Source organism: Streptomyces fulvoviolaceus (assembly GCF_000718165.1).
GTDB classification, from domain to species: domain Bacteria; phylum Actinomycetota; class Actinomycetes; order Streptomycetales; family Streptomycetaceae; genus Streptomyces; species Streptomyces fulvoviolaceus.
Genome location: NZ_JOEY01000002.1, coordinates 238881 through 249617 on the forward strand (window position 1 = coordinate 238881; position 10737 = coordinate 249617).

Consider the following 10737-nt stretch of genomic DNA (forward strand, 5'->3'; position numbering starts at 1 on the left):
GCGCGCTGCCCACTCGGTACACAGGGTCAACAATTAGTACCTCTTGTGACTCAAGTCACAGCGAAACATGAACAATTGAGTGGGGTTTCTGCGATTTCCCTGTGCGTTTGCTGAACACAAACTTTGTGTCTTTGTGGAGGCAGTGGCCCGACCTGCGCGCGCCTCGATCGCGGGTCGGTCTCAGGTCGGTCGCGGGACCTAGGTCCGGCCTCGGGCGGAGGCCCGATGCGGCGCGCACGGACCGGAGATTAGCGTGACCGACGTGCCGAACACTCCCCCCGCCACGCGCCCGATGATCCCCACGCCCGCCTCCGGGCATGCTGTGGGGGTGAGCAACGACGAGTTCCGCGCCGCCATGTCCCGGCTGGCCGCCGGCGTGGTCCTGGTGACCGCGTTCGAGGCCCCGCTCGATGCCGAGGGGCCGGGGGGCGAGGACGTCGGCATGACGGCCACGGCGTTCATGTCGGTCTCCCTGGACCCGCCTCTGGTGCTGGTCAGCCTGCGTACGGGCTCCCGCATGGACGACCTGCTGGACGAGCAGCCCCTGTGGGGGGTCTCGGTCCTGTCCGAGAGCCAGCGGCACATCGCCGGCCGCTTCGCCATGAAGGGCCGCATCAGCGACCGGCTGCTGTTCGAGGACATCCCGTACGTCCGCGGCGCCGCGACCGGCGCTGTCCTGGTGGGCGGCGCGCTGGCCACGCTGGAGTGCCGGACGGAGCAACGGGTGGCGGCCGGCGACCACGTGCTGGTGATCGGCCGGGTGCTGACGGCGGACGTGCCGAGCGCGGACGGGGGGCCGCTGGCGTATTTCCGTGGGCGGTACCGGCAGTTGAGCTGAATTCGTTGGCCCACGCGTGATCCGCTTGCCTAGGGTGCGCGCATGACGACGGCCTCCGCACTTCATCTGGAAGAGATCACGCCCCGCAACTTCGCGGCCGCGACGGGCATAAAGGTCCGCCCGGAACAGGAATTCGCGGTCTCGCCGGTGATGCAGTCCCTCGCCGAGGCATACGTCCATCCCGCCGGGGTCGCCTGGCCGCGTCTGATGGTCGACGGCGACCGCCCGGTCGGATTCCTGATGGCCTTCTTCGACATCGACTGGGCCGCGGACGGCACGCTGTTCCGTTCCGGCCTGTGGCGGCTGAACATCGCGGCCGGCGAACAGGGCCGCGGATACGGCCGGTTCGCGGTCGAGTCGGTGGCCGAGGAGATCCGCCGCCGGGGCGGCAAGCAGCTCTACGTCACCTGGCATCCCGAGCCGAACGGGCCGGAGGAGTTCTATCTGAAGCTGGGGTTCCGCATCACCGGGGAGCAGAGCGAGGGCGAGACGGTCGGGGTCCTGGAGCTGGACTAGAGCAGGCGTACATCCAGTCGCGAGACGTGTCCGGGGTCCGTGGCGATGTCGATCACGGCGATGCGGTCGTGTACGAACGTGAAGGTCAGGGTGCGCTCCACCCGGCCGTCGACGACGACCGCGAGGCCCGTGGCACCGTCGACGAGAGCGGGCACGGCGACACCGGCCACGCGGGAGTAGGTCGTCGCGCCGGACGCCACCGCCGCCGCGCCCGTGGTCACACCGACCTCCGTGCGCGCCACGACGTCCGGGTCGAGCACCTCGAGGAGCCCGTCGAAGTCGCCCTCGCGGGCGGCGGCGAGGAAGGCGTCGACGACTTCCCGCTGCTTCTGCTGCCGTACGAGGTCGGTGTCGTGTTCGTGTGCCTCGGAGCCCTGCACCCGGCGCCGGGCCCGGCTGGCGAGCTGGCGGGCCGCCGTGGGGGTCTTGCCGACGATGCCCGCGATCTCGTCGAACGGCACCGCGAACAGGTCGTGCAGCACGAAGGCCAGCCGCTCGGCGGGGGTGAGGGTGTCGAGGACGACGAGGAGGGCGACGCCGACCGAGTCGGCGAGCAGGGCGTCCTGCTCGGGGTCGGGTACGGCGGCCGGCACCGGTGCCGCTGCGCCGTACGCCTCGTACGTTTCCAGCGGCTGCTCGGCTCGGGACCTGCGGGAGCGAAGCATGTCCAGGCAGACCCGGCCCACCACCGTCGTCAGCCAGCCCCCGAGGTTGTCCACCTGCCGGGCGTCGGACCGGCTCAGCCGGACCCACGCCTCCTGCACCGCGTCGTCGGCTTCGGCGACCGAGCCGAGCATGCGGTGGGCGACGGCGCGCAGATGGCCCCGGTGGGCTTCGAAGCGCTCGGCCAGGAAGTCGTTCTCGCTCATCGGTCGCTGCCTCTCGTCGCGGTCCGTCCGTCGTCGTCACTGGGTTGACGGATGGCGCGCGGGAGATGTGACAGGCCCCAAGCGGGTCGGGCGAAGTCGGCTGCGGTTCGGCAGCGCCCTGAAGGGGCGCGGGGCTGTATCGATGTGCGGCTCCGCCGCGTGGGCGCGACCAGCCACGACGCCGCCGCAGCGGACCGACAGCACATCGCCGCACTTCCAGCGAAGCGCTTTAGCCCCAGTCCTTGCCGGTCCGGCCCCGCTTCGTGTCCGAGCGCTGCTTCTTCTCCCGCAGCCGGCGTTCGTTGATGCCGCGCGGGATGCGGGTCGCCCGGCGGGGCTTGGGCGGGGGCGCGGTGGCCTCGGCGAGGAGCGCCGCCAGGCGTACGGCGGCGGTCTCGCGGTTGCGCCACTGCGAGCGGTGCTCGGAGGAGCGGACGCTGACGACTCCGTCGACGAGCCGCCCGGCCAGCTTGGCCAGGGCCCGCTGCTTCCACACCTCGGGCAGCGCCTCGGTCCGCTCGACGTCGAAGCGCAACTCCACCTGCGAGTCGCTGGTGTTGACGTGCTGTCCACCGGGCCCGGACGACCGCGAGAAACGCCACATGAGCTCGGCCTCGGGAAGCGAGACGGAGCCGCGGATGACATAGGGACCGGCCATGGGGTCCATGTTCCCGGCTCTGTCCGGTCCACGTCACCCGAATATCACCGGGACGTCCCCCCTCTTGGTAAAGAAAGTAAAGACACGGGGAACCTTGGGCACCCCTCGCTGCGTTCATTGGGGTAGCTGTAGCTTCAAGCCCGTACCGCCGTACACAAACGAGGGAAGGACTCCCAAACCATGGCTGTAAGCCTGTCCAAGGGTGGCAACGTCTCGCTCACCAAGGAGGCCCCGGGCCTGACCGCCGTCACCGTGGGCCTCGGCTGGGACGTCCGCACGACCACCGGCACGGACTTCGACCTCGACGCCTCCGCGATCGCGGTCAACACTGAGGGCAAGGTCTACTCGGACGGCCACTTCGTCTTCTTCAACAACAAGGAGACCCCGGACAAGACCATCGTCCACACCGGTGACAACCGCACCGGCGAGGGCGCGGGCGACGACGAGGCGATCAAGGTCAACCTCGCCGGCCTCCCGGCCGACATCGAGAAGATCGTCTTCCCGGTCTCGATCTACGACGCGGAGAACCGCTCGCAGAACTTCGGCCAGGTCCGCAACGCCTACATCCGCATCCTGAACGAGGCCGGCGGCGCCGAGATCGCGCGCTACGACCTGTCGGAGGACGCGGCCACGGAGACGGCCATGGTCTTCGGCGAGCTCTACCGCAACGGCGCGGAGTGGAAGTTCCGCGCCGTCGGCCAGGGCTACGCCTCGGGCCTGGTGGGCATCGCGCAGGACTTCGGCGTGAACGTCTGACCGTCGCAAGACGCTGCGCTGTACTGGAACCCCTGGCTTCGGCCGGGGGTTCCGGCGTTCCGCCCCGCTCCTTACGCGTGCGCCGGCTTCCCCTCCCCGTACAGCCAGTCCTTCCAGATCGCGTCGAAGTCCTCGTCGGGTGCCCGCTTCTCGACGTAGGCCGTGAAGTCCGCCGTGTCCACGTTGCCGTGGCGGTGGGTGGTGGCCCAGCCGCGGACGATCGCGTGGAAGGTCTTGTCGCCGACGGCCCGGCGGATCTTGTGGAGGACCATCGCGCCGCGCTGGTAGACGGGGCTGTCGGAGATGTGCCCGGAGCTGGTCGGGTTGGCGGGTGGGAAGGACCAGAGGTCCTCGTAGACGTCCTCGCCGTGGTCGTACAGCGCGTCGAAGGTCTGCTGGGCGCTGTCGCCGCCGTGGTCCTCGTCCCAGAGCCATTCCGCGTACGTCGCGAAGCCCTCGTTGAGCCACATGTCCTGCCAGGTCTTCGGGGTGACCGAGTTGCCGTACCACTGGTGGGCGAGCTCGTGGACGAGGGTCTCCGTGTCGGGTGCGCCGGGGAAGACGGGGCGGTTCTGGGTCTCCAGGGCGTAGCCCGCGTCGCCCTCGCGGTCGACGATCGCGCCGGTGGAGGAGAAGGGGTAGGGGCCGAAGGTGTCCTGGGCCCACTCCATGACCTGGGGGATCTTCGCCAGCACCTTGCGGCTTGCGCCGGCCTCGGCCGGGTCGACGGCCACGTACACGGGCAGGCCGTCAGGGGTCGTGGAGCGGCGGATCGTGTAGTCGCCGATCGCGAGCGTGGCGACGTAGCTCGCCATGGGTTCGGCGGTGTGCCAGGTGGTGGTGGTACGGCCGTCCGCGGTCCTCGTCGACTTCAACTCGCCGTTGGACACGGCCTGCAGGCCCTCGGGCACGCTGATGGCGATGTCGTACGACGCCTTGTCGGACGGGTGGTGGTTGCCGGGGAACCACGTCATCGACCCCGTCGGCTCGCCCAGGGCGAGTGCCCCGTCCCGCGTCGGCAGCCAGCCCTCCTTCGAGTCGTCCGGGTCGGTGATCGTCTCGGGGGTGCCGGAGTAGCGGACGGTGACGCGGAAGGTCTCGCCGTCGTCGAGGTCGTGGGGCGGACGTACGGTCAGCTCCTGGCCGGCGCGGTTCCAGCGGGCGCCCTTGCCGGCGACGGTGACGGACTCGACGTCCAGGCCGTCCAGGTCCAGGTTCAGGGCGGAGAGGTCCTGGGTGGCGCGGGCGGTGATCGTCGCCGTGCCGGAGAGGTCCTTCTCGTCCGGGTCGTAGGCCAGGTCCAGGGCGTAGTGCGTGACGTCGTAGCCGCCGTTGCCCGCCTTCGGGAAGTACGGGTCGCGGAGGCCGGAGGCGCCGGGGGTGCCGTGGACTCCGCCGCCGCATGCGGTCAGGGCGAGCGCCAGGGCTGCGAGGAAGGACGTGCAGGTCAGGACGACCGGTGCGGATCGGGGCACGGCAGTGATCCTATGAGAGGGCGCGTGACACCATCACCTACGTGCTCGACATCGGCTACGCCCTCTCCAACCGCTTCCCGGATCCCCCGCAGACGGACTACCGCCGGGCGGACGTCCACGCCCTGCGGCACGACCTGTTCTGCGGTGACGTCTACCTCGCCGACACCAAGGCGGACCGGGAGCTGTCCACAGCCTGGGGATGGGTGCCGGTGCTCGACTTCGCGTGGGCGCTGTGCGACATCGCGGAGCGGCTGGACCGGGATCCGGCGGGCTCCCGGGCGTCCCGGCCGCAGCACGCGGAACTGGACTTCACCGAGTCCACGGACCGGATGCTCTTCGAGCGCCGCTTCGGGTGGGTGGATGTCGAGGCGGACTGGATGCCGGTGGAGGAGGCGCCGTTGAGTTTCTCCCACGCGGAGTTGCGCCGCGAGGCTCGGGATTTCCTGCACGACCTGATCGCCGACCTGGTTGATCTGCACGAGGACCTGGGGGACAACCCGGCGATCTGGACGCTTCAGGCGCAGTTTCCGCGGGTGCGGTGAGCCACTGGGGGCTCCTGCGATCCCGCAGGCCGGGCGGCACTTGAGCGCGTCATCGGCGTGTGGTGCCGAGCAACGAGGTGAGTGTCTCGGTGAACGCGGTCCCCGAATGGTCGGCGTGTTCGCGGATCCGCGCGGCGACGGCGTCGGCTCCGCCGCCTTCCACGAGGTGGACGAGCCGGTCGGCGCGGCGCTGGTGGGCTTCCCGGGTGTCGGGGAGGGTGGAGAGGTAGAAGTCCGTAGCGTCGTAAGCCATGTGGAACACGTGCTTCTTCACATCGCTCAGCGTCAGGTAGTCGTCGTCGGTCGTCGGAACCGGTTCGGGGGTGCCGACGCACACCACCGGGGTGCCGGCGCCCCATGCGTTGACACACAGGTGGTAGGTGTCCGTGATGACCAGTCGATAGCGGGAGAGGACGCTCACCAGGTCGCCGACGGTGGGGGCACCCGGGCGGGCCGCGATGGGGCCGGCCTGGGACGGGATGTCCCGGTCGAACCAGGGCAGCCATTCGAGAGGGGCTCCGAAGCGATCGGAGAGGCCCTGGCAGAAGTCGGGCAGCCACGTGGGGATTTCGGTACGGGCGCCGAGGAACACGCCGATCGCACCGCCGTCCGGGACCTCCTGGGACCACTGCGTGGTCGGGAGGTGGTCGAGGTCGCCCGGGCGGGACAGCAGCGCCGCGTCCGAACCGAAGTACTCGGTCGTACGGTCCCCACGGAGGTGCGCGATCTTGGCCGCCGACAGCGGGTCACGCATCCAGACCCGGTGACTGCGCGTCATCAGGCGGGAGAAATGTGGACCGAATTCCTTGTCCTCGTAGTCGGACTGTGTGTTGTGCAGGATCGTCCCGCCGTAGCTGAGGGTCCGCGCGAGGAGTTCGTCCGGCTGGTCTGCGAGCAGCAGGGTCCGGTTCAGCAGGGCCCGGGCGGCGTCGCGGTCCTCGGCGATGCCGAAATCGAGCAGGCGGTTCGTCGCGTCCTGTGCCAGGTAGTGCCGGGTGTGGAGGAAGTCGCCCCAGAAGACGACCGCGTCGTGGTCGCGGAGCTCGTCGAGGTGCTCGATCAGGGAACGGAAGCGGAACGGGAAGTCGGTGCCTTGCGCACCCTCGCGCAGCGGCACGGTCTCCGGCGTGTGCAGGGTGTACCAGGTCGGGTCGATCTCGGTGCCCATGCGCCGTCGCAGGGACTCGAAGGCCAAGTCGACGGTCAGCATTCCTGTGTTGCGGTACCCGATGTTGGGCGCGGTGATGACGGCGACGCGTGCCATGTGTTGGTTTTCCCCTAGTTGTTGCCGGCGCCTCGAAGTGGTGCGGACCACCGGCCAACGTACACATCGACGTCGGGGCGATGGATTCGGGGCGTGGGGTCCCGTCCCACCTACCGTCCGCCGGACGGTTCCTGGGCGCCGGTCGGGCCGAAGCGCGCCACCAGCTCATTGCCGTAGAACGTCCCCACCTCGTCAGCCCTCCACCCGAATGCCCAGTTCCGCTGCCAACACCGGTGCCAGGTCCAGCAGTTGGGACGGGCTGATCAGCGCCCCCCGCAGCCGGTCCACCCCCCGCGCGATCTCCAGCGAGGCGGCCCCGCGCAGGTCGACGTCCGTCAGGGTCGCCGCGGTGAGGTCCGCGCCCTTGAGGTCGCAGTCGACGAACTCGACGCGTTCCAGGCGGGCGCCGCCGAAGTCCGGTTCGACCAGGACGCAGCTCTCGAAGACGACGTCCTTCAGGCGAGCGGTGCGCAGGTTCAGGTAGTCGATCTTGCCGCCGCGCACCACCACGCGCTCCAGGACGGCGCCGTGCAGCTGGACCCCGCCCAGACGTGCGTCCACCAGCTCGACGTCACGCAGCGTCGCATCCGAGAGGTTGGTGCCCACGCCCCGGACGCCGGTGAGGACCGAGTCGAAGATGCGGGCGTTGCGCAGCCGGGTCTCGTCCAGCGCACACCCCGTCAGCGCGCAGTCCATGAAGCGGGCGCCCGCGCCGTCCTGCCCGGCGAAGTCCAGGTCCCGGAACTCCAGCCCGTCGTAGTCCCCATCGGGCTCCAGCTCCCCTCCCCCGTGCCCCTCCAGCGGCGGCAGCCGCACCTCCGGCCGCCGTGCACCCTTCACCCTGCTCGCACCCGTCCCTCGACTCACCATGCCCCCATGCTGCACCCCGTCACTGACAATCGCCCTGACCTGCGACAACACCCATTCATGTCACATTCCGGCCCACCCCGTCCGTCGTACTCACAGAACCCACGGAAGCGAGACGCCAACCAGAGGGAGACCCCCAGCCATGCACCGCATCACCGTCATCGGCGGCGGCCTCGCCGGGCTGACCGCGGCCATCACCGCCGCCGAGGCGGGCGCCAAGGTCACCGTGTACGAGGCCCATCACACCCTCGGCGGGCGGGCGCGGACCGCCGAGGGGCCGTACCGGACCAACGACGGGCCGCACGCCCTCTACAGCGGCGGCCCGCACTGGTCCTGGCTCAGGCAGCGCGACCTCATCGGGGCGCTCGCGCCGATCCCGCCCCTGGAGGCGGCCCGGCTGCGGCTCCGCCACAAGGGGGTGCTGCGCCGCACCCCGCCCTTCGCGATGCTCAAGCTGCTCCGTCGTAGCGCCCAACAAGCCCCGATCGACCAGGACTTCCTGTCCTGGGCGACCGAACAGGCCGGAGGCGAAGGCGCTCGCGCCGCCGCCCACTACTCCGCCGTCGCCCTCTTCCACCACGACCCGGGCGCCCTGTCCGCCGCGTTCGTGCAGGAACGGCTGCGGCGGGCCACCAAGCTTCCGCCCGAGGCGCACTACCCGTGCGGCGGCTGGGCCTCCGTCGTCGACCGTATGGCCGCCCGCGCCTGGAACCTCGGCGTGCGCATGGAGACGCTGGCCCGGGTCGACACCCTCCCGACCGACACGCCCGTCGTCGTCGCCACCTCCCTCGACGCCGCCCGCCGTCTCCTCCGCGACGACTCGCTGACCTGGACGAGCGGCCGCACGGCACTAATCGACCTCGCCCTGCGCACCCGCCGCGGTGACGCCTTCGCCGTCTCCGACCTCGACTTCCCCGGCTGGATCGAGCGGTTCACCGCACAGGACCGGACCCTCGCGCCGGCCGGTGAGCAGCTCGTCCAGGGGCAGATCCCCATCGCGCCGTACGAGACGAAGTCGGACGGCATCGCCCGTGCCGAGGAGCTGCTCGACCTCGGCTTCGAGGGCTGGCGCGAGCGGGTCACCTGGCGGCGCGAGTCCGTCGCGAACGGCCGTACGGGGGCCGTGGATCTGCCCGGTACGAGCTGGCGCGACCGGCCGGCCGTGGACCGGGGCGACGGTGTCTATCTCGCGGGCGACCAGGTCGCGGCGCCCGGTGTCCTGTCCGAGGTCTCCTTCAACAGCGCGCTCACCGCCGTGTCGCTGGCGCTCGGCCGGCACGCCCTTGACCTCAAGCATGCCTGAGGTTGAAGAGTGGGGTTCCTGAGCGACGGAAGCGACGGACAAGACATCCAACTGGGGGATTCCACATGCACGCCATCCGCCTGCACGCCTTCGGCCCGGCCGAGAACCTCACCTACGAGCAGGCCGAGGACCCCCGACCGGGCCCGGGACAGGTCCGTATCGCCGTACGAGCGGCCGGAGTCCACCTCCTGGACACCGCCCTGCGCGAGGGACAGCAGGGCCCGCTGCCCGAGCCGCCGGCGCTGCCCACCATCCCCGGCCGCGAGGTCGCCGGCACGGTCGAGTCCCTCGGCGAGGGAGTCGCCGACCTGTGGCTCGGCCGGCGCGTGGTCGCCCACCTCGGGTTCGCGCCGGGCGGCTACGCCGAACTGGCCGTCACCGATGTCGACCGCGTCCACGAGATCCCCGGGAACCTGGACTTCGCCCAGGCCGTCGCCATGATCGGCACAGGGCGTACGACGATGGGGATCCTCCAGTTCACCGAGCTCGGGCCGGGCTCGGTGGCCGTGATCCCGGCGGCCGCGGGCGGTATCGGCACGCTGCTCGTGCAGCACGCCAAGAACGCCGGGGCCACTGTCGTCGGGTTGGCCGGCGGGCCGGACAAGGTCACCAAGGCGCAGGCCAACGGCGCCGACCTCGCCGTCGACTACAAGGACCCGGCCTGGCCCGACAAGGTGCGCGCCTATCTCGGGGGCCGGCCCGCGACCGTCGTCTTCGACGGCGTCGGCGGCGATGTCGCCCGCCACAGCACGGAACTCCTCGGACCCGGCGGCCGGCACATCGTGTTCGGCTGGTCCGGCGAAGGGATCCGGGGCGGACAGCCGTATCTCGTCGAGGGCGTCTCCGAGCAGGTCCTCGGCCCCGTGATGATGCGCAAGGCCGGCGGCCCCAACCCCATCCGCACCCTGGAGCTGCGCGCCCTCACCGAGGCCGCCGCGGGCCGCCTCACCCCCGCCGTGCAGCGCTTCCCGCTCGCCGAGGCGGCGGCCGCGCACCGGGCGCTGGAGACGCGCGGGACCACTGGAAAGGTGGTCCTGGAGCCATGACACGCCCAGATGCGATACATGCGGATTCATGGCCTTCTGACCGGGTGAGCGTCACCCGGTCAGGTGATCCGGCGATCCCCGCCGCTGGTGGAGCCTGGTGATCATCGCCCTCGCGCAGCTGATGGTCGTCCTCGACGCGACCATCGTGAACATCGCGCTCCCTTCCGCACAGCGCGACCTGGGCATGTCCGACGGCAACCGCTGGGGGCACCTCCCACGCCCTTGAGGCAGTGGGGGAGGGTGATCACCGCCTGCACGCTCGCCTTCGGCGGGCTCCTCCTGCTCGGCGGCCGCACCGCCGACCTGGTGGGCCGTAAGCGCACCTTCGTCATCGGTCTGGTCGGCTTCGCCGCCGCCTCCGCGTTCGGCGGCGCGGCCACGACCTCGGGGATGCTCTTCGGCGCCAGCGCCCTCCAGGGCGTCTTCGCCGCCGTACTCGCCCCGTCCGCGCTCAGCCTCCTGACCACCACCTTCACCGACCCGAAGGAGCGCGGAAAGGCCTTCGGGATCTACGGCGCACTGGCGGGGTCCGGATCCGCCATCTGGTGCGCCGGTGCCGGAGTCGGTGGCCTGAGCGGAAAGAAGTTGGGGGCCGCCCTCAGG

General features: G+C 70.8%; 11 protein-coding genes and 1 pseudogene. 7 read left to right on the top strand and 5 right to left on the bottom strand.

What is annotated here, in order from left to right:
• Positions 1-262: 262 nt before the first annotated feature.
• The gene (locus IG08_RS0102945; protein ID WP_030595856.1) at positions 263-838 is read left to right on the top strand and encodes a flavin reductase family protein; all 576 of its coding nucleotides are present in this window, start codon (positions 263-265) and stop codon (positions 836-838) included.
• A 42-nt stretch (positions 839-880) separates the two neighbouring features.
• Entirely contained in the window at positions 881-1354 is a 474-nt protein-coding gene (locus IG08_RS0102950) for a GNAT family N-acetyltransferase (RefSeq protein WP_030595859.1), read from the top strand.
• On the opposite strand, the gene IG08_RS0102955 is transcribed toward IG08_RS0102950, so the two are convergent.
• Positions 1351-2223: a sigma-70 family RNA polymerase sigma factor gene (locus tag IG08_RS0102955; protein WP_030595861.1), complete on the bottom strand. Its 873-nt coding sequence runs from the start codon at positions 2221-2223 to the stop codon at positions 1351-1353. The two genes, IG08_RS0102950 and IG08_RS0102955, sit on opposite strands and share 4 nt — an antisense overlap.
• A gap of 229 nt (positions 2224-2452) precedes the next feature.
• Positions 2453-2890, bottom strand: a complete 438-nt coding sequence (arfB, locus tag IG08_RS0102960) for an alternative ribosome rescue aminoacyl-tRNA hydrolase ArfB (protein WP_030595863.1) — start codon at positions 2888-2890, stop codon at positions 2453-2455.
• 171 nt (positions 2891-3061) lie between these two features.
• Here arfB and IG08_RS0102965 point away from each other — a divergent pair, with 171 nt between their 5' ends.
• Positions 3062-3637, top strand: a complete 576-nt coding sequence (locus IG08_RS0102965; RefSeq protein WP_030595866.1) for a TerD family protein — start codon at positions 3062-3064, stop codon at positions 3635-3637.
• Positions 3638-3708: 71 nt separating this feature from the next.
• Here IG08_RS0102965 and IG08_RS0102970 read toward each other — a convergent pair whose 3' ends face one another.
• Positions 3709-5112, bottom strand: a complete 1404-nt coding sequence (locus tag IG08_RS0102970; protein ID WP_030595868.1) for a M1 family metallopeptidase — start codon at positions 5110-5112, stop codon at positions 3709-3711.
• 41 nt (positions 5113-5153) lie between these two features.
• Here IG08_RS0102970 and IG08_RS0102975 point away from each other — a divergent pair, with 41 nt between their 5' ends.
• Positions 5154-5654: a hypothetical protein gene (locus IG08_RS0102975; RefSeq protein WP_030595869.1), complete on the top strand. Its 501-nt coding sequence runs from the start codon at positions 5154-5156 to the stop codon at positions 5652-5654.
• Between the two features lie 49 nt (positions 5655-5703).
• Here IG08_RS0102975 and IG08_RS0102980 read toward each other — a convergent pair whose 3' ends face one another.
• Together IG08_RS0102980 and IG08_RS0102985 are read right to left on the bottom strand one after the other, a co-directional pair.
• Positions 5704-6918 (bottom strand): polysaccharide pyruvyl transferase family protein, encoded by a 1215-nt coding sequence (locus tag IG08_RS0102980; protein WP_030595870.1) that lies wholly within the window; start codon positions 6916-6918, stop codon positions 5704-5706.
• A 192-nt stretch (positions 6919-7110) separates the two neighbouring features.
• Positions 7111-7788, bottom strand: a complete 678-nt coding sequence (locus tag IG08_RS0102985) for a pentapeptide repeat-containing protein (RefSeq protein WP_078655418.1) — start codon at positions 7786-7788, stop codon at positions 7111-7113.
• Positions 7789-7927: 139 nt separating this feature from the next.
• On the opposite strand from IG08_RS0102985, the gene IG08_RS0102990 reads away from it, so the two are divergent.
• The 3 genes and pseudogenes from IG08_RS0102990 to IG08_RS56675 form a co-directional block, all read left to right on the top strand.
• Positions 7928-9088 (top strand): FAD-dependent oxidoreductase, encoded by a 1161-nt coding sequence (locus IG08_RS0102990; protein WP_030595873.1) that lies wholly within the window; start codon positions 7928-7930, stop codon positions 9086-9088.
• A gap of 65 nt (positions 9089-9153) precedes the next feature.
• On the top strand, positions 9154-10134 hold the full coding sequence (locus IG08_RS0102995) for a zinc-binding dehydrogenase (protein WP_030595878.1): 981 nt from the start codon (positions 9154-9156) through the stop codon (positions 10132-10134).
• Between the two features lie 73 nt (positions 10135-10207).
• Positions 10208-10707 (top strand): annotated as a pseudogene (locus IG08_RS56675) (MFS transporter); the annotation flags it as partial.
• Positions 10708-10737 lie beyond the last annotated feature (30 nt).

What these genes read in the sequence shown, in the direction of transcription:
- IG08_RS0102950 (WP_030595859.1), top strand. Translation starts at nt 881, where the DNA reads ATGACGACGGCCTCCGCACTTCATCTGGAAGAGATCACGCCCCGCAAC.
- IG08_RS0102985 (WP_078655418.1), bottom strand. Translation starts at nt 7,788, where the DNA reads ATGGTGAGTCGAGGGACGGGTGCGAGCAGGGTGAAGGGTGCACGGCGG.
- IG08_RS0102965 (WP_030595866.1), top strand. Translation starts at nt 3,062, where the DNA reads ATGGCTGTAAGCCTGTCCAAGGGTGGCAACGTCTCGCTCACCAAGGAG.
- IG08_RS0102995 (WP_030595878.1), top strand. Translation starts at nt 9,154, where the DNA reads ATGCACGCCATCCGCCTGCACGCCTTCGGCCCGGCCGAGAACCTCACC.
- IG08_RS0102990 (WP_030595873.1), top strand. Translation starts at nt 7,928, where the DNA reads ATGCACCGCATCACCGTCATCGGCGGCGGCCTCGCCGGGCTGACCGCG.
- IG08_RS0102955 (WP_030595861.1), bottom strand. Translation starts at nt 2,223, where the DNA reads ATGAGCGAGAACGACTTCCTGGCCGAGCGCTTCGAAGCCCACCGGGGC.
- arfB (WP_030595863.1), bottom strand. Translation starts at nt 2,890, where the DNA reads ATGGACCCCATGGCCGGTCCCTATGTCATCCGCGGCTCCGTCTCGCTT.
- IG08_RS0102980 (WP_030595870.1), bottom strand. Translation starts at nt 6,918, where the DNA reads ATGGCACGCGTCGCCGTCATCACCGCGCCCAACATCGGGTACCGCAAC.